The sequence below is a fragment of the Streptomyces sp. cg40 genome (genome assembly GCF_050320165.1).
Lineage (GTDB): Bacteria > Actinomycetota > Actinomycetes > Streptomycetales > Streptomycetaceae > Streptomyces > Streptomyces hokutonensis.
Genome location: NZ_CP190128.1, coordinates 6,462,076 through 6,485,959, shown reverse-complemented (window position 1 = coordinate 6,485,959; position 23,884 = coordinate 6,462,076). Strand labels below are relative to the sequence as shown.

Sequence of the window (23,884 nt, the reverse complement as noted above, 5' to 3'; positions counted from 1 at the left end):
GGGACGGCGTTCCGTGCGGCGAAGGTGTTGGACGAGGGTGTTAGGAGAACGACGTGACCAGTCAGGCCGGCCCTCCCCCCACGGGCAGCGGCGGTGTCGAGGGGCAGCGGTTGAAGCTGCTCGCGGTGACCGCGTGCCCGACCGGCATCGCACACACGTACATGGCGGCGGAGAAACTCGCCCAGGCCGCCGCGAGCCGTAGCATCGACATGAAGGTGGAGACGCAAGGATCCATCGGGGCTGAAAACATTCTCGAAGACAACGATGTCAGAGCCGCCGGCGGCGTGATCGTCGCCGCGGACAAGGACGTGGACCTGAGCCGCTTCACCGGTAGGCGGGTCCTCGTGGTCGGGGTCGCCGAGGGCATCCGCCATCCCGAGCGGCTGATCGAGCAGGTGTGGTCCGCACCCGTGCACACGGCGGGCGTTACGGCCGCTGCGGCGAGCGTGCCCGGCGGCAGGGAGCGGAGTCTGGCGTACAAGTCGCTGATGAACGGGGTCAGTTACATGATCCCGTTCGTCGTGGTCGGCGGGCTGCTGATCGCGATCTCGCTGTCGCTCGGCGGCCACCCGGACCCCTCCGGCGGTCTGGTCATCCCGAAGGACTCCTTCTGGATGGACGTGAACAACATCGGCGTGATCGGTTTCACGCTGATGGTGCCGATTCTGTCCGGCTACATCGCCCACGCCATCGGCGACCGGCCCGCGCTCGTGCCGGGCATGATCGGCGGCTGGATCGCCAACACCGGTGCGCTGTACGACTCGAAGGCGGGCGCCGGTTTCATCGGGGCGATCGTGACCGGGTTCCTCGCCGGCTATCTGGTGCTGTGGATCAAGAAGGTCCGGGTCCCGAAGTTTGTCCAGCCGATCATGCCGATCATCGTGATCCCGATCGTGGCGACGACGGCGCTCGGACTGTTCTTCGTCTACGTCATCGGGAAGCCGATCTCGTGGGTGTTCGAGCACCTCACCAGCTGGCTCGGCGGGATGACCGGCACCAGCGCGATCCTGCTCGGCACGATCCTCGGGCTGATGATCGCGTTCGACATGGGCGGCCCGGTCAACAAGACGGCGTTCCTCTTCGGCGCGGGGCTCATCGCGACCGGCAACCAGGCCGTCATGGGCATGTGCGCGGCGGCCATCCCGGTGATGCCGCTCGGCCAGGGTCTGGCCACGTTGGTACGACGGCGGTTCTACACCGGGCAGGAGCGGGAGACCGGTCTGGCCTCGCTGTTCATGGGCTGCTTCGGCATCTCGGAGGGCGCGATCCCGTTCGCCGTGGCGCGGCCCGCGCAGGTCATCCCCGCCAACATGCTGGGCGGCGCGGTCGCCGGTGCGGTCGCCGGACTCGCCGGGGTGAAGGACGCGGTGCCCCACGGCGGGCCGATCGTGGCGGTGCTGGGCGCGGTGAGCGGCGTACCGATGTTCTTCGTGGCGGTGGCGATCGGTACGGCGGTCACCGCGGTGACGACGGTCGCGCTGGTCGACGTGAGTGAGCGCAAGCGGCGCGGGGAGCCGGTGGTCGGGACCGGGGCCGCCGTCGAACCCGATCCCGAGCTCGCGTTGGTCGGGGCCGGGGTGAAGGTTGCCGGCTCCGGGAGGGGCGGTGTCGTCGTAGCGGAGCGGGATGGGCGCGGAGGTGCGGTGGTCGCCGCGACGACCGGCGTGGGTGAGATGAGCGGGGTGAACTCGGGCGGCTCGGGCTCGGGCTCGCGTACCGCGGTGGGCCTGGACGGGTCGGGGTCGCGAGGTCCGCGCGGTGCGGCGGTCGACGCCGGAGCAGCCACGGCCGACCTCGGCTCGCCCACCGGCAAAGGCACCTCCCGCACCAACTCGCCTACCACCGAAGGAACTTCGGGCTCCAGCTCGCCCACCGCGGGACACACCACCCTCGAAGGCGCCCCTCATGTCCTCCCCGAAGTCCTCTCCAACTACCTCACCGAGCAGACCGTGAAGGTTCCTCTCGACGCGGTCGACAAGGAGGCCGCGATCCGTGAGGTGGCCGGGCTGTTGGTGCGGACCGGCAAGGTCGTGGATGTCGAGGAGTTGGTGGCGACCGCTTTGCGGCGGGAGGAGTTGGGGACGACCGGGCTCGGGGAGGAGATCGCGATTCCGCATGCCAAGACGGATGCGGTGAGTGCGCCGGTCGTCGGGTTCGCGCGGTCGTCGGAGGGGGTCGAGTGGGGCTCGCCGGACGGTACGAAGGCCCGGCTGGTCTTCATGATCGCCGTACCGGAGGCGGCCGCCGGTGATGAGCATCTGCGGATTCTGGCGCTGCTGTCGCGGAGGTTGACGGATGCCGGGTTCCGGAAGCGGCTGCTGGCAGCCGGTGACGAGGCTGCGGTGCTCGGTGTGCTGAGCGAGGTCGGTTAGTGGTGGTGGGCCCGCGGCGGTGGCAGGTCGCGGGCCCGCACAGTCCGTTCACAGACGCCCGATACTCTCTGCGCCGCGGAAGTGCCGCATGGGGAGGGAAACGATGTCGGGCAAGGGGCGGGGCCTTGGGGTCTCGGCTGCAGTGGTGGGGCTGCTAGGGGTGGTGCTGGTGCTCGGCTCCATCGTGTACGCGCGGACCTCGTACGGGAGTTCTACCGGCAGCAGCCAGAGCATGCTGCCGACGTACAAGCCGGGTGACCGGATCTTCTTCGACAAGGTGGACGGCGGCGAGGTGCGCCGCGGTGATGTCGTGGTGTTCTCGGCGCCGGACCACTATGGGTCCTCGGCGAATGTGATGCAGCGGGTCATCGGGGTGGGCGGCGACGAAGTGGTGTGCTGCACGGGCTCGGGCACGGACGCGCGGATCACCGTGAACGGAAAGCCGCTGTCGGAGCCGTATGTCGCCCGGGGCGATGTCGACGGTGTGCACAAGACGTATGACGTGAAGGTCCCGAAGGGGCGGCTGTTCCTGCTGGGTGACAACCGTGCCAACGCGATGGACTCGCGCTTCTTCGCGAGCGATCACGACGGGACGGTGGCCGAGTCCGCCGTCCAGGGGCGGGTGACCGACGACCGTACGGCGGCGGTCGTCATCGTGTCGGCCGCCATCGGCGGGGTCGTCCTGACCCTGGTCGGGATCGGCCTGGGCATCGCCGGGTTCGTCGTACGGCGGCGGAAGGCGGCCCCGGTGGCGCCGTGGCCCGTGCAGCAGGGGTAGCGGGGGACAGGGAGGGCCCGTCGAACGTCTCGGCGGGCCCTGTTGTCGTAGGAGCCGGGGAAGTCAGTGTCCGGGCGCCGGGTGCTGGGCCGGGCCTCCGGGGGTGGCTTCGCGGTCGGGGCCCTTGGTGGCCTCGGACTCGCTGTAGATGTCGGGTTCGAGGTAGATGACGCGGGCGATCGGGACGGCTTCGCGGATGCGGGACTCGGCGGCGTTGATCGCGGTGGCGACCTCGGTGGCCGTGTCGTCGTGCTGGACGGCGATCTTGGCGGCGACGAGCAGTTCCTCGGGGCCGAGGTGGAGGGTGCGCATGTGGATGATGCCGGTGACGGTGTGGCCGTCGACGATCGCGGCCTCGATTTTCTGGACGTCCTCGGTGCCGGCGGACTCACCGAGCAGCAGCGACTTGGTCTCGGCGGCCAGGACCAGGGCGATCAGGATGAGCAGGATGCCGATGCAGAGGGTGCCGATGCCGTCCCAGACGCCGTCGTCGGTGAGCAGGGCCAGGCCGACACCGCCGAGGGCGAGGACCAGGCCGATGAGCGCGCCGAAGTCCTCCAGGAGGACGACCGGCAGCTCGGGGGCCTTTGCGCGGCGGATGAACTGCGACCAGGAGTGCGTGCCGCGCAGTTCGTTCGACTCCTTGATGGCCGTGCGGAAGGAGAAGCCCTCGGCGATGATCGCGAAGACCAGGACGCCAACCGGCCAGTACCAGTGCTCGATGTCGTGCGGGTGCTTGATCTTCTCGTAGCCCTCGTAGACGGCGAACATGCCGCCGACCGAGAAGAGGACGATCGAGACGAGGAAGGCGTAGATGTACCGCTCGCGGCCGTAGCCGAAGGGGTGCTGCGGGGTGGCCTCGCGCTGGGCCTTCTTGCCGCCGATCAGGAGCAGTGCCTGGTTGCCGGAGTCGGCGAGGGAGTGGACGCCCTCGGCGAGCATCGAGGACGAGCCGCTGAAGGCGAACGCCACGAACTTCGATGCCGCGATCGCGAGGTTGGCGCCGAGTGCCGCCACGATCGCCCTGGTGCCGCCTGACGCGCTCATGTGTTCGCGGTGTCCCTTCGCCTTCGTACGTCTGTGCCGGACGTCCAGGTCGGACATCCGCGTCGGACGTCTGCCCCGGACAGCTGCCCGGATGGGTCGTCCGGCCGTCTTTGCCCGTCCTTTGCCGGTGGGCCATTCTTGCAGCCCTGCCCGGCGGCGGCTCGTCAGGTATCCACAGACCCGGTCATACGATCACAGTGGCCCGGAAGACCGTGCCGACTCCGGACACCTCGGCCTTGTCGCCGGCCGGGACGAAGACCGACTGGCCGGGGGCGAGTTCGGACTCGCCCGCCGTCACCGCGCCGGCCGTGCAGAGCAGGATCTGCGGGGTGTCCAGGCTGAGGTCGTGGACGCCTGTGCCCGCCGGGAGGACGTACCGGGACAGCCGGAACTCGTCGATGGGGGTCTCGTAGACCTCCTCGCCGTCCGGGGACGCCTCGGGGCGCAGCACTCCGGGGTCGCCCGCCTCGAAGCGGACGACGCGCAGGAGTTCGGGGACGTCGACGTGCTTGGGGGTCAGGCCGCAGCGCAGGACGTTGTCGGAGTTGGCCATGATCTCGACGCCGAGCCCGCTGAGGTAGGCGTGCGGGATGCCGGCGCCGAGGAACAGGGCCTCGCCGGGCTGGAGTCGGACGTTGTTCAGGAGCATGGCCGCGATGACGCCGGGGTCGCCCGGGTAGTGGTGGGCGATGTCGGCGTAGGGCGCGTAGTCGCCACCGAGGCGGGCGCAGGCGGTCGCCGCGGCGGTGACCGTGTGGCGCATCTCCTCGGGGTCGGCGGTGAGGATCGCCGTGAGGACCTCGCGCAGGGCCGCTTCCTCGGGGTGCGCGTGCAGGAGGTCGACGTAGGGCTTCAAGGAGTCGACGCCCAGGCCGGCGAGCAGCTCGGCGGCCTCCAACGGGGCGCGGAAGCCGCACAGGCCGTCGAACTCCGTGAGCGCGCAGATCAGTTCGGGCTTGTGGTTGGCGTCCTTGTAGTTGCGGTCAGGGGCGTCCACGGGGATGCCCCGGCGCTCCTCGTCGGCGTAACCCTCCTTCGCCTGCTCCAGGTTGGGATGCACCTGGAGGGAGAGCGGGGCGCCGGCGGCGAGGATCTTCAGCAGGAAGGGCAGTCGCGGGCCGAACTTCGCGACCGCCTTCTCGCCCAACTCCCGCTCCGGGGCGGCCTCGACGACCTCGACGAGCGTCCCGCGCGCGGTGCGCGAGGGTGCGCCCGGGTGCGCGCCCATCCACATCTCCGCCTGCGGTTCGCCGCTCGGCTCGACGCCGAGCAGCTTGGGGATGGCGGTGGTGGAACCCCAGGCATAGGGGCGGACGGTGTTGTCGAGGCGGTCCATGTGGCTCTCTACCGGTTCTCTCTGCGTACGACCCGAGGACGACCTGGGTACGACGTGGCTTCGCGCCCCGTACGACGGTGTACGGCGGCTCAGGGGTTCGACGACAAGATCAGGCGCCCGAGGCGAGCGCCAGGTAAACGGCGGCGAAATCCGTCATGGCGATCAGCTCCGCGAGGGTCTCCAGCTCGCCGCCGTCCTCGGGCTCCAGCTCGCTGATCGGCGTGTCGTGGCTGAGGGCCAGGTCACGGGCGGTCGGGGCGGCCGTGAGGCCGCCGATCGGGCGGTCCCGGAGCAGCACCACGCGCGCGTGCAGCGCGGGCGCCTCGTCGACGCGGTCCCGGAAGAAGTCGTCCGGGTCGGCACTCGCGGCGAGCGGGCCGGCCAGCAGGGCGTTGTGCTCGGCGAGCGCCTCGGGCAGTTCGGAGACGAGGGCGGGGCGGCCGGCCAACTCGGCGAGCGCGGCGGCGAACCGGCGGCCCGCCGGACCTGCCGACGCGCCCTCCGTCCAGATCACCGGGAGCGAGTCGGCGAGTTCGGCGGCCAGGGTCTTGGCGGGATTGCTGTAGGTCACGACGGCGGGTCCGCAGCGCTCGGCGACCTGGTCGAGACGGTCGGCGACCTTCTCCAGGGCCTCCGGCGGCGCGCTGAGCAGCCCGGTGCGGTCCAGGAGCGCGAGCAGCGGGGTGAGCAGCGCCCAGAGGACTCCGGGGGCGGAGGCGGCCAGCGGCTCGTCGTGTTCGTACGGTGCGGTCGCCATCGGTACGAAGAGGCCGTGGGCGCCGTCCACGGCCTCCGTGAGGGGGCTGCGGGTCGGGGCCACGGCGACGACGGTGCAGCCGCGGCGGTAGGCCTGCTCGGCGAGCAGGGACAGGCCCGGTTCGCTGCCGTCCGGGGTGGTGATCAGCAGCAGGTCCACGGAGCCCGCCCAGCCCGGGAGTTCCCAGCGCAGGGCGCCGGCCGCGGGGGCCACTCCGGTGGGTGCCAGGCGGGTGACGGGGCTGCTGGCGCCGGCGAGCTTGCCGAGCAGGTCGGCGACGCAGGTGGCGGCGGCTCCGGGGCCCGCGATCAGGATGGCGCGGGGGCGGCCGTCAGGCTTCAGGTCGTTCACGCCGGCCTCGGCGGCGTGCCGGGCGGCTGTGCGCACCCGGGCACCGGCTTCGGCGGCACCGCGGAGCAGGGCCCTGCGGTCGGCCTCGGTCAGCGCGTCCGGGGAGTCGAGCAGCGATTCGTCGAGCATGGGCGGCGGCCTCCGATCGCGTCGTCGTCGGTTACGCGGGGTGGCGGGCCTCGTCGACGAGGAGGACGGGGATGCCGTCCCGTACGGGGTAGGCCAGGCCGCAGTCCTCACCGGTGCAGATCAGCTCGGTGTCCTGCTCCTTGAGGGGGGCGTGGCAGGCCGGGCAGGCCAGGATCTCCAGGAGGCCGGCTTCGAGCGGCATGGGGTGTCCCTCCGAGGGCTGGGGCTACGACGGTGCGTGCGGATGTGCCTGGTCAGGTTACCGCCGGTGGGGAGTGCCTGCCGGGGTTGGGGCCGACGGACCTGGAGGCCGCGCCCCCAGAGCCCGCTTCGGCCTGAACGGCCTCGTCCTCGAACGCCGGACGGGCCGGAACCTCCCGACCGGCGTCGAGCAGAAACCGAGCAGAAACCGTCAGCCCCTGATGATCGCCAGCACCTCGTCCCGCACCTTCCCCATCGTCGCCTCGTCCCGTGCCTCCGTGTTGAGCCGCAGCAGCGGTTCCGTGTTGGAGGGGCGGACGTTGAACCACCAGTCGGCGGAGGAGACGGTGAGGCCGTCGAGTTCGTCGAGGGTCAGGTCGTCCTGGCCCTCGTAGGTGGCACGGATCGCCGCGAGACGGGCCTGCTGGTCGTCGACCGTGGAGTTGATCTCGCCGGAGCCCACGTAGCGGTCGTACTGCTCCACGAGGGCGGACAGCGGGCCGTCCTGGCCGCCGAGCGCGGCGAGGACGTGGAGGGCGGCCAGCATGCCCGTGTCGGCGTTCCAGAAGTCCTTGAAGTAGTAGTGCGCGGAGTGCTCTCCGCCGAAGATCGCGCCGGACTTCGCCATCTCGGCCTTGATGAAGGAGTGGCCCACGCGCGTGCGGACCGGTGTGCCGCCGTTCTCCCTGACGACCTCGGGGACCGACCAGGAGGTGATCAGGTTGTGGATGATCACGCCCGTGCCGCCGTTCCTCGCCAGCTCGCGGGCGGCCACCAGGGCGGTGATCGCGGACGGCGGGACCGGGTCGCCGTTCTCGTCGACCACGAAGCAGCGGTCGGCGTCGCCGTCGAAGGCGATGCCGAGGTCGGCGCCCTCCTCGCGGACGCGCGCCTGGAGGTCGACGATGTTGGCCGGGTCGAGCGGGTTGGCCTCGTGGTTCGGGAAGGTGCCGTCCAGCTCGAAGTACATCGGGACCAGGGTGAACGGCAGGCCGGCGAACACGGTCGGGACCGTGTGACCGCCCATGCCGTTGCCCGCGTCGACGACGACCTTCAGGGGGCGGACGGAGGTCAGGTCGACGAGGCCGCGGAGGTGCGCCGCGTAATCCTCCAACGTGTCCCGTTTCGTGATCGTTCCCGTCGGGCCGGAGACCTCCGGAGCGCCCGAGTCCAGCCAGGACTCGACGAGTTGGCGGATCTCGGCGAGGCCGGTGTCCTGGCCGACGGGGGCCGCGCCCGCCCGGCACATCTTGATGCCGTTGTACTTCGCCGGGTTGTGCGAGGCCGTGAACATGGCACCGGGGAGGTCGAACGCGCCCGAGGCGTAGTACAGCTGGTCCGTGGAGCACAGGCCGATCTCGGTCACGTCGACGCCGCGAGCCGCCGCCCCGCGCGCGAAGGCGGCGGACAGGCCGGGGGACGAGGGCCGCATGTCGTGCCCGGTCACGATCGCGCCGGCACCGGTCACCTGGACGAAGGCCGCCCCGAACAACTCGGCCAAGGACTCGTCCCACTGGTCCGGGACGACGCCCCGTACGTCGTACGCCTTCACGAGCTGCGACAGATCAGCAGACACGGCCAACCCTCCAGAAAGTCCTATCGGTCGCCCCAAACTACCCGCAGGGACGGACGGCGCGACGTGCGGAAACTGAGCCGTCCACAGACTCTTACCTGGGTCCGGGCAACGCCGCGCACGGTAAGCCCCTCTCAAGGGACGCGATCACGGTCGGGGATCGTTGAACGAACTGCCGGACAGGGCCCGTCAGTTGTCCGGCGAGCGCAGCACTCGCAGATGACCCCGGCGGGCGACCTCCATCGGGTCGGCCGTGCGGGCGCCGCCCGCGCCGCCGGCCCCGGCCGCCCGCTCCTGCGGGCGGGCCGCCTCGCGGACCGCGTTGGCAAGCGCTTCCAGGTCGTCGCCGCTCGGGCGGGCCGGAGCGGAGCTGTCGAGGAGGCGGACGACCTCCCAGCCGCGGGGCGCGGTGAGGCGCTCGGAGTGCTCGGCGCACAGGTCGTAGCAGTGGGGTTCGGCGTAGGTGGCGAGCGGGCCGAGGACCGCGGTCGAGTCGGCGTAGACGTACGTCAGCGTCGCGACGGCGGGCCGGCCGCAAGCGGTGCGCGAACAGCGACGTACAGGGCTCACGACGTTGGACGGTACCGCACTCTTGAGCGGGCCGCGACGACTCTCCCCCAGGTCACTCCACCGTGTCGGGTTGTGAAACGCCCCACACACCTCTCCGACAACACGGCACTGACCTGCGGGAACACCCCTTCTCGGGATCTCGAACGGGGTCGGGTCCGGTCATGACTCGGCACAAACACCGTCAATTGCCTTGAGAGCGACGGTCTTGGAGACATACGGAATCGAGCCCAACCTTGGCTGGAATGGTCATCGGGCGACATGGCGCCCGAGCGACCGGACGGCGACCTGACGGCGGGTGGAGTCCGGCGGCCGGACCTGACGGGGACTACGCTTCACCAGTGATGGACACCCCCGTACCGCCCCCCGCCGCCGGCCCCGGGCCCCGCCGCCGCGATCGCCACGGCCGGGGCATGCGCGGCCCGATCGCACCGCCGCAGGTTCCGCTGGCCGCGAGCCGGGCCGAGGCGTTCGCGGATCTGGTGCAGGACTCCGTGGAGCGTCTGGAGCGACGCTGGCCGCAGCTGGCCGACATCGATTTCCTCGTCCTCGAAGTCCCTCGACTGGGTGGTGCGGGCGAGGGCTGGAACGACGAGTCGGTGCCCCTGGGGGGCACGATCGCCGCCCGTGAGGGGCAGCCCGCGCGCGTGGTGATCTATCGGCGGCCGGTCGAGATCCGCACGAAGGGGCGCGACGAACGCGCGGCCCTGGTGCACGAGATCGTCGTGGAGCAGGTCGCCGAACTGCTGGGCCTCACCCCGGAGACGGTCGATCCGCGCTACGGGGAGGACTGAAACCCCTCCCCGCGCGCGTGGGGTCGTGAGTCGCTACTTCTTCTGGAGGACCGACAGGTCCTCGTCCGTCTGCGGCACCGACACCGTCCCCCGGTCGTCGGGCAGGGTCTGGATCGTGAACCCCGGTACGCCCTCCTCGGTCGCCGAGAGCGTCCGGGCCGCGTACACCGGGCCGCCCGACTGGGGCTCGACGGTCAGCGCGTAGGTGCCCTTCAGGCCGCCGGGGACCGGGAGTTCGACGTCCTGTGTGGTGCCGGCCTTGATCGTGTACGTCTTGGAGACCGGCGTACCGCCGCCGCTGCCCGCGGACGCGGTGACCTTGACGGTCGCGGTGCGGGTGGGCGCGACCAGGGACAGCGTGGAGCCCTTGCTGCTGTTGTCGGCGGCCGTCGCGCGCGTGCCGACCGCGCCGGTCGCCGGGATGAACGCCGTCTCCTGCTTGCTGCCCTTGCCCCGTACGACCTTCAGCGCGGCGACGACCGGCACGGACTGGTCGGTCGGCGTCAGCACCAGGGAGCCCGGGTCGCCGCGGGTGACGTCTCCGAGGTCGACGCCGACCGTCATGCCCGCCTTGACGTGCACGGTCTCGTGCCCGGCCGGCGTGATCATCCCGGTGGGCGAGGAGAGCCGCACCTTCAGGTCGGCGTCCGAGTCGCCCGGTGTGAAGGCGATCAGCCGTACCGAGGTGGCGTCCTTCGGGATGCCCGGCATGACCAGGCTGCCCGCCGGGTCGGTGGACGCGGCCAGCCAGTCGCCGCCGAGCTTGGCGTCCAGGGCCTGCACGGCCGCGCCGACCCGGCCGCTGCGCACGACCACGTGCACGGTCAGGTCGGTCTCCTGGTCGTCGGTGAGCGTGGACAGCAGGATCGGCTCGTCGGCGTGCGGCTCGACCGTGATGCCCTCCCCCACGGTCGACTTGAGGTCGCCGTCCTTGCCGTAGAGGTCGATGTCGACGACGGCGGCGGAGTCGTCCGGGTTGGTGAGGTTCACGTAGTCGGTGCGGTCGGCGGAGGTGCTGGCGCCCGGGAACCAGAACTCGGTGTCCGGGGCGGTGCAGTTGACGCCCTGGAGGCCGCGGCCGTTGCCCGCGGCGACCTCGGTGGTCTCCTGGACGGTCCAGCCGGGCGCGTACTTGCCCTCGGCGGTGCCGAGCAGCGCGGGCGAGTCGGCGCCCGAACTGTCGCCGGTGGCGGGCGTACCGGGGGTCTTGGGCGTCAGGACGGGCTTGGCGGGCTTCTTCTTGCTGCTCGTGCCGTCGCCCGACTCCTCGCCCGCGGCCTGGAGTTCGGCCTTGCCGCTGTCGTCCGTGCCCGTCGTGACGGGCGTGAAGGACGTGTACGACGTGTCGGCGAGGTCGGAGGTGCTCGGCGCCGGGCAGAGCAGGCTGGTGCGCTCCACGGGCAGCTGGGCGGCCGCCTCGGCGGTGTGCGTGCCGGGCGCGGCCGGTGTCTTCAGCTCGGCGAACCCGGTGACGGCGGCGAGCGCGGCCACGCCGGCGAGGAAGGACAGGGTGGTGCGGTTCACTGCTGGCTCCCGTCGGGGCGCTCACTGCCGTGCGGATGCTGCTGGGCGGGGTCGTACGCCGGGTCGTAGGCGGGGTCGTAGTTCGGGTCGTAGCCCTGGCCCTGGCCCTGCACCTGGTTCTGGTCGTAGCCCTGGTCGTACGCCGGGTCGTAGCCCGGTGCCGGGGGCTGGCCGCCGTAGGCGTAGGGGTCGTACTGGCCGCCCCGGTAGGGGTCCGCCTGGTACGACTGGTCGTAGGTGCCCGCCGGGTACTGCTGATCGGCCTGGTACTGCTCGCCGCCGTAGGTGCCGTACTCGGCGCCCGCGTAGCTCGCGGCGTCCCTCCCCCAGGCTCGAACATCCTCGCCCGGGGGGACCCCCATGCCGTAGGACTGCTGCTGCGGGATCGCGGCGGCGACCCCCTCCTCCGCAGGAGGAGGGGTGGTGCCCGAGCCGAACGCGTCGAACTCCCCGGTGCTCGCGATGTCCGCCGTCTCGTCGGCCTGGTCGGCGGCCTCGGTCTCGGCCTGGGCGCGCAGGCGGCGGGCCCGGCGGCCCTCGCCCGCGACCGCCTGGGCCGGGATCAGCTCCTCCTCGGGGAGGTCGTCGTCGATGTCGCGGCGGCGGCCCGGGAGGGCGAGCACGACGAGGACGAGGGCGAGGGCGCCCTGGGTCCACAGCCAGGCGGTGTGGCCGATCGGGTCGTCGTAGGTGACGTCCAACCGGCCGCCGGTGGTGGGGAGTTGGAAGCCCTGGGCCCAGCCGTCGACCGTGGTGCGGGTGAGCGGCTTGCCGTCCAGGGTGGCCGTCCAGCCCGCGGCGGCCGTGTCGGCGAGGCGCAGGACGCGGCCGGTGGCGCCGGACGGGATCGTGGTGTGGATGTCGACGGGTCCCGCGGCGACCGGCTTCGGGGCGGCGGTACCGGCGACGATCGCCGCGCGGGAGACCTGCGCGTTGACCCGCCACAGGGCGCTGCCGTCGGCCTGGCTGAGCCTGCTGAGGCCGGGGGTGGCGTCCAGGACGCGGCTGACCTCGCGGGGCGCGCCCTTGTGGACGAGGACGTAGCGCACGGCGAAGCCGCCGAGTTCGTCGGCCTGGTCGGCGCCGGAGCCGGCGACGAGGTTGGCGACGACCTTGTCGAGCCGGCTGTTCTCACCGTCCGCCGCGGCGAACTCGCCGTCCCCCATGCGGGCGCCGGAGCCGCGCACCAGCATGTAGCCGACGTGGGCGGCGGAGTCGCTGTCGAGGACGAGGGTGCGGGCCTGGTCCTGGGTGTCGCTCTCCTCCGCGACGAAGGCGGGCACCTGGGTCGGGTCGCGGCGCTCCAGGGGGCCGTCGGCGCCGCCGAGCATCCAGCCGGCGGCGACGAGCAGCGGTCCGGCGGCCGAGGCGAACGCGATCAGGACGGCCACCGGCTGGCGCCAGCCGAAGCTCTGCTCGGCGACACGCGCGCGTGCCCCGTCGGCGCCGAGCGCGGCGGCGGCGAGGAGGGCGAGGCCGTAGACGAGGGTCGCGGGGCCGGCCCAGGTGGAGCTGTTGGACAGGACGGCGAAGACGAGGCCCACCAGGGCGACGCCCCAGGCGGCCCGGATGCCGAAGGCGCGCTCGCTGCGCAGCAGGGCGGCGAGCGCGGCGAGCACGATGCCGATGAGCATCAGGCCGTTGACCGTGCCGGGGCCGCCGGGGCTGGCGCCGAGCAGGTCGAGGGGGGTCGCGGACCCGGAGCCGTACTCCAGGCCGGCCTGCTGGAAGAAGCCGAACGGGAGCAGCGTCAGCGACCAGGGCGCCAGGATCAGCAGCGGGGTGCCGAGCTGGGCCAGGAAGCGCAGGCCGTAGGCCGTGATGTCGCTCCTGCGGACGGCCAGCAGCGCGATGCCGAGGATCAGGGCGATGGGCCAGATGATCGGCGTGAAGGCGGTGGTGACCGTCAGGAGCAGGGCGTAGGCCCAGGTGGCGCGCCAGCTGCCGCGGGCGCCCGAGGAGTGCGTGAGGCCGCTGGCGGCGATGCCCGCGCGGGCGGCCAGCGGGAGCAGCACGGCGAGGACGGCGGTGCCGATGCGGCCGCCCGCGAGGGCGCCGGTGGCGGCGGGCAGGAAGGCGTAGACGACGGCCGCCCAGGCGCGCAGCAGGCGGGACTCCACGAGCGGGCGGGAGGCGAAGTAGGCGGTGAACCCGGCCAGCGGCACCGAGGCGACCAGCAGGACGGTGACCGCGAAACCGGTCGAGCCGAACAGCAGCGAGGAGAGCATCGCGACGAACGCGAGGTACGGCGGCGCGGACGGGGTGCCGCCGGCGCCGACCGGGTGCCAGGAGTCCAGGAAGCGGGACCACAGTTCGCCGGAGTCGCCGGGTGCGGGCAGCATCGCGCCGCCCGTGAGCGCGCCGCTGCCGAGCAGGTCGCGGCAGGCGACGAGGGAGACCAGCAGCAGCACCAGGAACAGCACCGGGCCGGGCTTGCGGGCGATGCGCTTCACGCGCGCGAACTGCTCGATCTCCAGGAAGTCCGCGTCGTCGCCGCCGGGTCCGGACTCGACCGCGCCGCCGTGCCGGCCGGCCCCCGAGGTGATCTCGGGGTCCGAGGTGTCGACGAAGCTGGCGGCGGCCTGTTCGAAGGTGGCCCGCAGGGTCGCGCCGGGCGGCGGGAAGAGCGGCCGCAGTTCCGCCTTGTCGATCTGCGGGGTGCCGCGCCTGCGCCGTCCGGCGATGATCCGCTCGGGGCGCAGCAGGGTCCCCAGGAGGCCGCGGATCTCGTCGAGGGCCTGTCCGGGGACCTTGCCGACGAGATAGCCGAGGGTGCGCAGCACGGTGCCGACGACGATCCTGACGAGGACCCAGGGCAGCACGGCCGTACGGCTGTTGACGAGCAGGGTGTAGACGGCACCGGCCTTGTCGACCTTGTGCGGGGAGGCGACGGTGCGGCCCGCGCAGTCGACCGCGCGGCGCTCGCGGGAGGCCGCCTCGGCGTGCCGTACGACCGCCTCGGGGGCGACCAGGACGCGGTGGCCCGCGGCGGTGGCGCGCCAGCACAGATCGACGTCGTCCCGCATCAGGGGCAGTCGGCGGTCGAAGCCGCCGAGTTCGTCGAAGACGTCGCGCCGGATCAGCATCCCGGCGGTGGACACGGACAGCACGGGCCGTACGTGGTCGTGCTGGCCCTGGTCCTGCTCGCGGCGGTCCAGGCCGGTCCAGCGGCGCCCGGAGTGGGCGATGGTGACGCCGACCTCCAGGAGCTGCCGCCGGTCGTACCAGCCGCGCAGCTTGGGCCCTACGACGGCCACGTCCTCGCGGCCGAGTTCGTACTCCTGGTCCACCACGCGCAGCAGTTGGGCCAGGGCGTCGGGCTCCGGGGCGGAGTCGTCGTGCAGCAGCCACAGCCACTGGACGGGCTCGCCGTGCGGGAGTTCCGGCATGTCGTAGGCGTCGTCGCGCCACGTGCGCGTGACGGGGTCCCAGCCGCTGGGGCGCTTCAGGTACGGCAGGTCGTCCGGCGTCAGCACGGGGGCGGTGCGGTTGGCCTCCTCGACGGCCTGGCCGAAGCCGGTGCGGCGGGCGAGGTGCAGCACGCGGTCGGCGCCGAGGGTGTCGGTGACCAACTGGGCGGAGTCGTCCGCGCTGCCGGTGTCGGCGGCCATGACGCTCTGCACGGGGCGTTCCTGGCCGAGCAGCCCGGCGAGCGCGTCGGGCAGCCAGCGGGCGCCGTCGTGGGAGACGAGCACCGCGGTGACTACGTGACGCGGGAACTCAGGAGTGGCAGCGTCGTGTTGGGCTGCCGTGTGGCTGTGCACGGACATCGAGGTACGGGCCCCGGTTCGATGGACTGCGGTGGACGCATGCGTCCCGAGGGGACTGCGGTACGTCTCGGACGAGCGCCCACACTATCGGCTGGGCACAGCGACGGCCCGCCGCCTGTGGATAACCCAGTCGCGACGGGCCGTTCAGTAGGTCCCGAGATGTGTCCCGAGGTATGTCCCGAGGTGTGCCGTGCGGTTCAGACGGCGGCCTTCTTGAGCCGGCGGCGTTCGCGCTCGGAGAGGCCGCCCCAGATGCCGAAGCGTTCGTCGTTGGCGAGGGCGTATTCGAGGCACTCGGAGCGGACCTCGCAGGCGAGGCAGACCTTCTTGGCCTCGCGGGTGGAGCCGCCCTTCTCGGGAAAGAAGGACTCGGGGTCGGTCTGGGCGCACAGCGCGCGCTCCTGCCAGCCGAGTTCCTCGTCCGCGTCGTCGACCAGCAGTTGCTGCACCAGCTCGGTCATGTGCGCCCCTCGTCTGTCTTTCGCGTCCCCGTGATGTAGCCGTTACCGATGTCGGCTGAACGACACGAGTGAAATTACAAGTGTGCTGCTCCGGGCGAGTCAAGCCGAGATCTGCTATTGGGCCCCTTATTCACTCTGCGGAACCAAGGCCTAGCGGAAAGTGTTCAAATCGGCATAAACCTTGACAAGCAGCGGAGACCCTCGTGGGCCTCCTACCCCGAGACAGGGCCTGTACGGGGGAGGACGCTCAGGAGTTCGATCTCGTTCCCACGGGGTTTGTGCGCCCGGTTGTGCGCCATGTGTCCCGATAGCCTCCTGAACAAACCTTTCACCTCCCAGATGAACCGGATGAGGTGAAACATGTCCCACATACCGGGCGTCGAGTTGACAGTGCGGGTGTGAACCGATGTCCTTGTGGGCATGCTCGCGAACTCGGCACTCACCTCGACCCGCTCCGCCGGGTCCCTCGGTGCTGCCCACGCTCGCTGTAGCTGTTGTTGCTGTTCCGGCTGTTGAGCCCCACGCGCTCCGGCCCCACCTGCTTTCTCTTCTTTTGGTGACACCCATCCCCCGCCGTTTCTTCTTACGCCGAGGAACCACCGCACCCCCATGAACAGCGACAGCGACCTCCAGATCGCCGGCGACATCCTCGAAGTCCCGCACCTCCTCCGGGCCCCGCGCGAACACCCGGCCACCGTGGCCGAGTTCGTCGGCCTGGCGCGCTCGATCGCCGCCGACCGCGCCCAGTGGGAACACCTCGTCGAGTACGACGCGACGACCCGCTGGTACCACCGGCTGAGCACCGGCCCCGGCTACGAGGTGTGGCTGCTGTCCTGGGTGCCCGGACAGGGCAGCGGACTGCACGACCACGGCCCCTCCTCCGGTGTGCTGACCGTCCTGGACGGCACGCTGACCGAGCGCACCGAGCGGAGCACGCGCGCGCTGGGGGCGGGCGCGCAGCGGGTGTTCGCGCCGGGGTACGTCCACGAGGTCGTCAACGACACCCTCGAACCGGCCATAAGCCTGCACGTCTACTTCCCCGGCCTCACCGAGATGCCGATGCACACGGCCTGCGCACGGCGAACCGGGGCCGAGCCCGTCGATGCCGTGACCGCCTGACCGGAACCGGTCGACGCGGTGGCCGGCCGGCCCGCGATGCGACGACTGCCTGCCGCGTTGTCGGACCCGCCTGCAAGACTTGTCCCATGCGCATTGTGGTTCTTGCAGGAGGTATCGGTGGTGCCCGGTTCCTGCGCGGTCTTCAGCAGGCCGTGCCGGACGCGGACATCACGGTGATCGGCAACACGGGGGACGACATCCACCTCTTCGGGCTGAAGGTCTGCCCGGACCTCGACACGGTGATGTACACGCTCGGCGGCGGCATCAACGAGGAGCAGGGCTGGGGCCGTGCCGACGAGACCTTCCACCTCAAGGAGGAGCTCGGGGCGTACGGGGTCGGGCCGGAGTGGTTCGGGCTCGGCGACCGGGACTTCGCCACGCACATCGTGCGGACGCAGATGATCGGCGCCGGCTATCCGCTGAGCGCGGTCACCGAGGCGCTGTGCGACCGCTGGCAGCCGGGGGTGCGGCTGATCCCCATGACGGACGACCGCGTCGAGACGCATGTCGCCGTCGAGCTGGACGGCGAGCGCAAGGTGATCCACTTCCAGGAGTACTGGGTACGGCTGCGCGCGTCGGTCGCCGCCGAGGCCGTCGTACCGGTCGGGGCCGAGCAGGCCAAGCCCGCGCCCGGGGTCCTGGAGGCGATCGCGGAGGCGGACGTCATCCTCTTCCCGCCGTCCAACCCGATCGTGTCCGTCGGCACCATCCTCGCCGTGCCCGGCATCCGGGAGGCGATCGCCGAGGCCGGGGTGCCCGTGGTCGGCCTCTCCCCGATCGTCGGGGACGCGCCCGTGCGCGGGATGGCCGACAAGGTGCTCGCGGCGGTGGGCGTGGAGTCCACGGCGACCGCCGTGGCCGAGCACTACGGCTCGGGGCTGCTCGACGGCTGGCTCGTCGACACCGTGGACGCCGCCTCCGTACCGGACGTCGAGGCGGCCGGGATCCGCTGCCGGGCCGTACCACTGATGATGACCGACACCGAGGCGACCGCGCGGATGGCGCGGGAGGCGCTGGCGCTGGCGGAGGAGGTGCGGGCCGCATGAGCGAGGTGCCGCCGGTGGAGGGTTACCGGGTCTGGGCGGTGCCCGGGATGCCGGAGGTCGCGGCCGGGGACGACCTCGCCAAGCTGATCGCCGCCGCCGAGCCCGGGCTCGTCGACGGGGACGTGCTCCTCGTCACCTCGAAGATCGTGTCCAAGGCCGAGGGGCGGATCGTCGAGGCGGCCGACCGGGAGGCCGCGATCGACGCCGAGACCGTACGGGTCGTCGCGCGGCGCGGCGCCCTCCGCATCGTGGAGAACCGGCAGGGGCTCGTCATGGCCGCCGCCGGGGTCGACGCCTCCAACACCCCTTCGGGGACAGTGCTGTTGCTGCCCGAGGACCCGGACGCCTCCGCGCGCGCGATCCGCGACGGACTGCGGGACGCGCTCGGCGTCGACGTGGGCGTCGTCGTCACCGACACCTTCGGGCGGCCCTGGCGCACGGGGCTCACGGATGTCGCGATCGGCGCCGCGGGCGTACACGTACTGGACGATCTGCGCGGGGGCACGGATGCCTACGGCAACCCGCTCAGCGCCACGGTCGTGGCGACCGCCGACGAACTAGCCGCCGCCGGTGACCTAGTCAAGGGCAAGGCCGCGGGGTTGCCGGTCGCGGTGGTGCGGGGGCTGTCGCACGTCGTGACCTCCGAGGGCGACGGGACCGGGGCGCGGGCCATGGTGCGGGGCGGGCGCGACGACATGTTCCGGCTGGGGACGTCGGAGGCGGTACGGGAGGCGGTGACCCAGCGTCGTACGGTGCGGGCCTTCACGGACGAGCCGGTCGACCCCGGAGCGGTACGGCGGGCCGTGGCCGCGGCGGTGACCGCGCCGGCGCCGCATCACACGACGCCCTGGCGGTTCGTGCTGCTGGAGTCCGCGGAGTCGCGGACGCGGTTGCTGGACGCGATGCGGGACGCGTGGGTCGCGGATCTGCGGCGGGACGGGAAGTCCGAGGAGTCCATCGCCAAGCGGGTGCGGCGCGGGGACGTGTTGCGGGGGGCGCCGTATCTCGTGGTGCCGTGTCTCGTGATGGACGGGTCCCACACGTACGGGGACGCGCGGCGGGACGGGGCCGAGCGGGAGATGTTCGTGGTGGCCGTGGGGGCGGGGGTGCAGAACTTCCTGGTGGCGCTCGCCGGGGAGCGGTTGGGGTCGGCGTGGGTGTCCTCGACGATGTTCTGCCGGGATGTCGTGCGGGAGGTGTTGGGGCTGCCGGAGGGGTGGGACCCGATGGGGGCGGTGGCTGTGGGGCATGCGGCGGTTGAGCCTGCGGCTCGGGCTGAGCGGGATGCGTCGACTTTTGTCGAGGTGCGGTGAAGCGCCGTGGGGGCTCGTCTCGTTTGCGAGTGCGGGTGCGTTGTGGCTGGTCGCGCAGTTCCCCGCGCCCCTATGGGCCTAGGCTCCTGACACTCTTCACGTAACTCACCTCACCCCTGGATCTCACTGTGGCCGGACGTTTCGTTCATCGGCCCACTCGTACGACTGTGCGGGGTGGGGATGTTGTCGTGCCTCGACAGGCTTCGGCGGCAGCTGGGCGGATGCGGAGTTGGGTGCCGGAAGGGCCACTTGACCTCGGGCTGGTGCTCGGGCCGCTGCGGCGCGGTCCTGGGGACCCCACCTTTCGCGTGACCGCCGACGGATCCGTGTGGCGGGCCAGTCTTACGCCCGTCGGGCCGGGGACCTTGCGGGTGTCCGCTCCCGGGGGTGAGGTGCGCGGCGAGGCCTGGGGGCCCGGTGGTGCGTGGTTGTTGGAGCGGTTGCCGGAGATGCTCGGTGCCGCCGATGATCCCGACGCGTTCGTGCCCCGGCATCGGCTGGTGGCTGTCGCTCAGCATCGGCGGCCGGGGCTCAGGCTGACGCGGACCGGGCTGGTGCTGGAGTCGTTGATTCCGTCGGTGCTGGAGCAGAAGGTGACGACCGACGAGGCGTATCGGGCCTGGCGGTCGCTGGTGCGGAAGTTCGGGTCGCCGGCACCGGGGCCCGTCGGCGGGCGGATGTGGGTGATGCCCGCGCCGCGCGCGTGGGCGTTGATTCCGTCCTGGGAGTGGCACCGGGCCGGGGTCGACGACAAGCGGGCCTCGACGATCCTGCGTGCCGTGCGGGTCGCCGCGCGGCTGGAGCAGGCGGTGTCGATGCCGGCGGAGGAGGCGCGGGCCCGGCTGGAGGTCGTGCCGGGGGTGGGGCCGTGGACGTCCGCGGAGACCGTGCAGCGGAGTCATGGGGCGGCGGACGCGGTGACCGTGGGGGATCTGCATCTGCCGGGGATCGTGGGGTGGGCGCTCGCCGGGGACCGGGACGCGGACGACGCGGTGATGCTGGAGCTGCTGGAGCCGTATGCGGGGCAGCGGCATCGGGCGGCCCGGTTGATTCTGCTCAGCGGGCGGACTCCGGCTCGGCGGGCGCCGAAGATGCCTCGCGGGGACATCGGGAAGTTGTGATGCCGGTGGGGACAGTCAGCCCGTCCGGCGATTGAGGACGAGGCCGTTCAGGCCGATGGGGGGGGCCGGGGGCGCAGCCCCCGGGACGGCGCCCCTCCCCACCCGCACGAACTACTGGTCGGAAGAGAACCGCACCGCCCCCGCCGGAATCCGCGCGTCGCACCACACCCGCATGCCGTCGCGGAGTTCGTTGTCGGCGCCGATGACCGCGCCGTCGCCGATGACCGTGCCGGTGAGGACGGAGCGTTCGCCGACTCGGGCACGGGTGCCGATGAGGGAGTCGGTGATGACGGCGCCGGGTTCGATGACGGCGCCGGGGAGGATCGTGGAGCCGAAGACCCGCGCGCCCTCCGCGACGAACGCGCCCTCGCCCACCACCGTGCCGCCCGTCAGCTTGGCGTCGGGAGCGACGCGGGCCGTGGGGAGGACGAGGCGGTCGCCGCAGCGGCCGGGGATCGCGGGGGACGGGGCACGGCCCAGGACCAGGTCCGCCGAGCCGCGGACGAAGGCGGCCGGGGTGCCGAGGTCCAGCCAGTACGTCGAGTCCACCAGGCCTTGGAGGTGGGCGCCGGCGGCGAGGAGGTCCGGGAAGGTCTCGCGTTCCACCGATACCGGGCGGCCCGCCGGGATCGTGTCGATGACCGAGCGGCGGAAGACGTACGCTCCCGCGTTGATCTGGTCGGTGACGATCTCCTCGGGGGTCTGGGGCTTCTCCAGGAAGGCCAGGACGCGACCGGTCCCGTCCGTGGGGACCAGACCGTAGGCGCGCGGGTCCGTCACCTTCGTGAGGTGGAGGGAGACGTCCGCGCCGGTCGTCTCGTGGGTGTCCACCAGGGCCCTGATGTTCAGGCCGGTCAGGATGTCGCCGTTGAAGATCAGGACCGGGTCGTCGGGGGCCGAGTGCAGGCGCGGGGCCACGTTGCGGATGGCACCGCCCGTGCCGAGGGGCTCGTCCTCCGTGACGTACTCGATGTGGAGGCCGAGGGCCGAACCGTCACCGAAGTGCGGTTCGAACACCTCCGCCAGATAGGAAGTGGCCAGGACGATGTGTTCCACGCCCGCCGCTCTCGCCCGCGCCAGCTGGTGCGTGAGGAACGGCACCCCCGCCGCCCTGACCATCGGCTTCGGGGTGTGCACCGTGAGGGGGCGCAGCCGGGTGCCCTTGCCGCCGACCAGGAGGATCGCTTCTGTCACCTGTCGTCTCTGCTTCCTGCCGGGACCGGCCGAACTGTCCGTTTCGGCCGGCCAGTGTGTGCAGACCCCGGGCCCCCTCCCGGTCCGCTCCCTCAGCGGCCCTGGAACCGGGCCGACGTGGAGCGGGCCGAGCCGAGCTTGCCGTAGAGCTGCCGTCCTGGGCACTCCGTGGCGAAACCGTCCCGATGGCCGGAGATCGCGTTGAGTCGTACGTTCTTTCCTTTTCGGTAGAGATTGCCACCACCGGACTTCAGGTATGTCTTGCCGCGCGGATTGACTCCGTAGAGCCCGAGCTTCCACGCGGAGAGGCGGGCGATGGCCGTCACTGCCGCCGAGGACGGTTTGGCGGTGCCGAAGGTTCCGAGGACGGCGATCCCCATGCTGTTCGTGTTGAAACCGAGGGTGTGCGCGCCCAGGACCGGCTTCGCCACTCCCCCGGCGCGCCCCTCGTAGATGTTCCCGCACTTGTCGACGAGGAAGTTGTAGCCGATGTCGCGCCAGCCGCTGCTCTCGACGTGGTAGCGGTAGATACCACGAATGACTGAAGGCGCTTGCGAGCAGCTGTAGTTGTTGCCGGAGGCGGTGTGGTGCACGAAGACCGCCTTGACCTTCTTCGTGTACACGAACCCCTTCTCCCGCAGCTTCTCGTCGGCGCCCCAGCCGCGCCGGGTGATGATGCGCGGGCGCGGCCCGATGTACGGCTGGGACCTGCCGTACATCGTGACCGCCTCCCGCTCGGTGGCCGCCCGGCTCAGCGCCGGGAGCTCGGTGGCGGCGAGGGGCGGCACGGTGGCACGGCGGGCGGTCGCGCGCACGACCGCGGGCGGGGGTTCGGCGCCGGGATCCACGAGTTCCAGGTGCAGGCCGGCGGGGAGCGCGGACGCCTGGGGCTCTACGGCCCTTGTCGCGGCCCGGTCCGCTCTGACCCGTACGTCCACCGCGTCCGAGTCGCCCACCCACAGCGGGGCCGTGGAGCCGTGGACGTGGCCCGAGTCGCGTTCGGCGGTGCCGGGGTCGGCGCCGTGATCCTCGTTGTGGGTGTCGACGTCCTGCCAGCCGGACCACTCACCGGTGCCGGTGGCCCGGGTGCGGACCTGGACCCGGCCGCGCAGTTCGGTGTCCGGGTCGGTCCAGGTGACGCCGACGAGGGAGAAGCGGTGGACGTCGTCCCGGGTCAGGCCCTGTTCGGGGGCCGCGCCCAGGGTGCGGTCGCGGGTGGTGGGGGTGAGGGGCAGCGACTGGGTGCTGCCGGGGAGGTCCGGTTCGGCGGCCGTCGGCGCGGATCTCGCGCCGCTCGTCGGCTGCGCCGCCGCCCGAGCCTGCGCCTTGGTCGGCGCGGCGGCTGCGGGCAGGGCGAGCGGGAGGGCCAGTGCGGCGGCGCAGGTGACGCCGATCGAGGAAGCAAGGAATCCACGCATGCCCCTGATCCTGAACATAGTCATACATATCTGTCCATTTGGGATCTGACGGACCGTCGGCTGCCGTTCGTCCGAACCGGTGGTCCCGCGCTGCGGGTACGGTCGCGTGCCCGCGTACGCTTTCGCGGGTGAACGCCACCGATCGCACCCCTGCCGACCTGCTGCGTTCCGCGCTCGCCGCGGATCCCGGCCGCCCCCTGGTGACCTTCTACGACGACGCCACGGGGGAACGTGTCGAATTGTCCGTGGCCACCTTCGCCAATTGGGTGGCCAAGACCGCGAATCTCCTTCAAGGGGATCTTGGGGCGGGGCCCGGTGATCGGGTCGCGTTGTTGCTGCCGGCGCATTGGCAGACGGCGGTGTGGTTGCTCGCGTGTTCGTCCGTGGGAGTTGTCGCGGACGTGGGCGGGGATCCCGCGGCGGCCGATGTGGTCGTGAGCGGGCCCGATTCGCTGGACGCGGCCCGGGCCTGTGGTGGGGAGCGGGTCGCTCTTGCGCTGCGGCCTCTTGGCGGGCGGTTTCCGCAGACTCCCGCCGGGTTCGCCGACTACGCCGTCGAGGTGCCGAGTCAGGGGGATCGGTTCGTCGCCTTCTCGGCGGTGGACGCGGAGGAGCCTGCCCTTGTCGTGGGTGGGGTGGAGTTGACGGGCGTGCAGGTTGTCGAGCGGGCTCGGGCCGACGGGGAGGCTGGGGCTCGGGTGTTGTCCGGGCTTTCGTACGACACCTGGGAGGGGCTGAGCGCAGGGTTGTATGCGCCGCTTGCCTCCGGGGGGTCTGTGGTGTTGTGCAGGAATCTCGATCAGCTGGGTGAGGAGTCGTTGGCCAAGCGGGTTGAGAGTGAGCGGGTGACTGTTTCGCACGTCTGAAGGTGTGTTTGGCGGGTGCGGGCCGGTGGGGGCTGGTCGCGCAGTTCCCCGCGCCCCTAAAAGACAAAAGACACAAGCCACCAGTCACCCGGATGGCCCCCTACCGCCCGCCCCCCGCCCCCATCCACGCCATGGTCGTAGAAGGAG

19 protein-coding genes are annotated in these 23,884 nt (G+C 71.8%); 8 read left to right on the top strand and 11 right to left on the bottom strand.

The window, feature by feature from the left end:
* The first annotated feature begins 53 nt into the window (after positions 1–53).
* Together ACQHII_RS29190 and lepB are read left to right on the top strand one after the other, a co-directional pair.
* Complete coding sequence (locus ACQHII_RS29190; RefSeq protein WP_427922064.1) at positions 54–2,372, top strand: fructose-specific PTS transporter subunit EIIC; 2,319 nt, start codon at positions 54–56, stop codon at positions 2,370–2,372.
* Between the two features lie 103 nt (positions 2,373–2,475).
* Positions 2,476–3,150, top strand: a complete 675-nt coding sequence (gene lepB / locus ACQHII_RS29185; protein ID WP_427922063.1) for a signal peptidase I — start codon at positions 2,476–2,478, stop codon at positions 3,148–3,150.
* Positions 3,151–3,213: 63 nt separating this feature from the next.
* Here the strand turns inward: lepB and ACQHII_RS29180 are convergent, their stop codons facing one another.
* The 6 genes from ACQHII_RS29180 to ACQHII_RS29155 all read right to left on the bottom strand — a co-directional run bounded on the left by ACQHII_RS29180 (position 3,214) and on the right by ACQHII_RS29155 (position 9,165).
* Positions 3,214–4,197: a cation diffusion facilitator family transporter gene (locus ACQHII_RS29180; protein WP_427922062.1), complete on the bottom strand. Its 984-nt coding sequence runs from the start codon at positions 4,195–4,197 to the stop codon at positions 3,214–3,216.
* A 184-nt stretch (positions 4,198–4,381) separates the two neighbouring features.
* A complete protein-coding gene (gene manA, locus ACQHII_RS29175) occupies positions 4,382–5,533 on the bottom strand; it encodes a mannose-6-phosphate isomerase, class I (protein ID WP_427922061.1) in 1,152 nt (383 codons plus the stop codon).
* 109 nt (positions 5,534–5,642) lie between these two features.
* The gene (locus ACQHII_RS29170; RefSeq protein ID WP_427922060.1) at positions 5,643–6,770 is read right to left on the bottom strand and encodes an SIS domain-containing protein; all 1,128 of its coding nucleotides are present in this window, start codon (positions 6,768–6,770) and stop codon (positions 5,643–5,645) included.
* A 31-nt stretch (positions 6,771–6,801) separates the two neighbouring features.
* Positions 6,802–6,972 carry a Trm112 family protein gene (locus ACQHII_RS29165; RefSeq protein WP_019072213.1) on the bottom strand — a complete coding sequence of 57 codons (171 nt, stop codon included), beginning with the start codon at positions 6,970–6,972 and terminating at the stop codon, positions 6,802–6,804.
* Positions 6,973–7,182: 210 nt separating this feature from the next.
* Positions 7,183–8,547: a phosphomannomutase/phosphoglucomutase gene (locus ACQHII_RS29160; protein WP_427922059.1), complete on the bottom strand. Its 1,365-nt coding sequence runs from the start codon at positions 8,545–8,547 to the stop codon at positions 7,183–7,185.
* A 186-nt stretch (positions 8,548–8,733) separates the two neighbouring features.
* Entirely contained in the window at positions 8,734–9,165 is a 432-nt protein-coding gene (locus tag ACQHII_RS29155; protein ID WP_427925431.1) for a DUF3499 domain-containing protein, read from the bottom strand.
* Positions 9,166–9,455: 290 nt separating this feature from the next.
* Here ACQHII_RS29155 and ACQHII_RS29150 point away from each other — a divergent pair, with 290 nt between their 5' ends.
* Positions 9,456–9,905, top strand: coding sequence for a metallopeptidase family protein (locus ACQHII_RS29150; RefSeq protein WP_019072215.1), 450 nt, complete (start codon positions 9,456–9,458; stop codon positions 9,903–9,905).
* 33 nt (positions 9,906–9,938) lie between these two features.
* Here ACQHII_RS29150 and ACQHII_RS29145 read toward each other — a convergent pair whose 3' ends face one another.
* The 3 genes from ACQHII_RS29145 to ACQHII_RS29135 all read right to left on the bottom strand — a co-directional run bounded on the left by ACQHII_RS29145 (position 9,939) and on the right by ACQHII_RS29135 (position 15,660).
* A complete protein-coding gene (locus tag ACQHII_RS29145; RefSeq protein WP_427922058.1) occupies positions 9,939–11,429 on the bottom strand; it encodes a DUF5719 family protein in 1,491 nt (496 codons plus the stop codon).
* Positions 11,426–15,199: a glycosyltransferase gene (locus ACQHII_RS29140; RefSeq protein ID WP_427922057.1), complete on the bottom strand. Its 3,774-nt coding sequence runs from the start codon at positions 15,197–15,199 to the stop codon at positions 11,426–11,428. Before ACQHII_RS29140 ends, ACQHII_RS29145 begins: the two co-directional genes overlap by 4 nt.
* A gap of 197 nt (positions 15,200–15,396) precedes the next feature.
* Positions 15,397–15,660 carry a WhiB family transcriptional regulator gene (locus ACQHII_RS29135; protein WP_003975777.1) on the bottom strand — a complete coding sequence of 88 codons (264 nt, stop codon included), beginning with the start codon at positions 15,658–15,660 and terminating at the stop codon, positions 15,397–15,399.
* A gap of 609 nt (positions 15,661–16,269) precedes the next feature.
* Here ACQHII_RS29135 and ACQHII_RS29130 point away from each other — a divergent pair.
* The 4 genes from ACQHII_RS29130 to ACQHII_RS29115 all read left to right on the top strand — a co-directional run bounded on the left by ACQHII_RS29130 (position 16,270) and on the right by ACQHII_RS29115 (position 20,259).
* Positions 16,270–16,779 carry a cysteine dioxygenase gene (locus ACQHII_RS29130; protein ID WP_427922056.1) on the top strand — a complete coding sequence of 170 codons (510 nt, stop codon included), beginning with the start codon at positions 16,270–16,272 and terminating at the stop codon, positions 16,777–16,779.
* An 86-nt stretch (positions 16,780–16,865) separates the two neighbouring features.
* Positions 16,866–17,825, top strand: coding sequence for a 2-phospho-L-lactate transferase (gene cofD / locus ACQHII_RS29125; protein ID WP_026179079.1), 960 nt, complete (start codon positions 16,866–16,868; stop codon positions 17,823–17,825).
* A complete protein-coding gene (locus ACQHII_RS29120) occupies positions 17,822–19,138 on the top strand; it encodes a coenzyme F420-0:L-glutamate ligase (RefSeq protein ID WP_427922055.1) in 1,317 nt (438 codons plus the stop codon). The genes cofD and ACQHII_RS29120 overlap by 4 nt, the downstream gene beginning before the upstream one ends.
* Before the next feature lie 128 nt (positions 19,139–19,266).
* On the top strand, positions 19,267–20,259 hold the full coding sequence (locus ACQHII_RS29115) for a DNA-3-methyladenine glycosylase family protein (protein ID WP_427922054.1): 993 nt from the start codon (positions 19,267–19,269) through the stop codon (positions 20,257–20,259).
* Between the two features lie 111 nt (positions 20,260–20,370).
* Here the strand turns inward: ACQHII_RS29115 and ACQHII_RS29110 are convergent, their stop codons facing one another.
* Both ACQHII_RS29110 and ACQHII_RS29105 read right to left on the bottom strand, forming a co-directional pair.
* The gene (locus tag ACQHII_RS29110; protein ID WP_427922053.1) at positions 20,371–21,453 is read right to left on the bottom strand and encodes a sugar phosphate nucleotidyltransferase; all 1,083 of its coding nucleotides are present in this window, start codon (positions 21,451–21,453) and stop codon (positions 20,371–20,373) included.
* Between the two features lie 92 nt (positions 21,454–21,545).
* The gene (locus ACQHII_RS29105) at positions 21,546–22,871 is read right to left on the bottom strand and encodes a peptidoglycan recognition protein family protein (RefSeq protein ID WP_427922052.1); all 1,326 of its coding nucleotides are present in this window, start codon (positions 22,869–22,871) and stop codon (positions 21,546–21,548) included.
* 128 nt (positions 22,872–22,999) lie between these two features.
* Here ACQHII_RS29105 and ACQHII_RS29100 point away from each other — a divergent pair, with 128 nt between their 5' ends.
* Entirely contained in the window at positions 23,000–23,737 is a 738-nt protein-coding gene (locus ACQHII_RS29100) for a TIGR03089 family protein (protein WP_427922051.1), read from the top strand.
* The last annotated feature ends 147 nt before the right edge of the window (positions 23,738–23,884 follow it).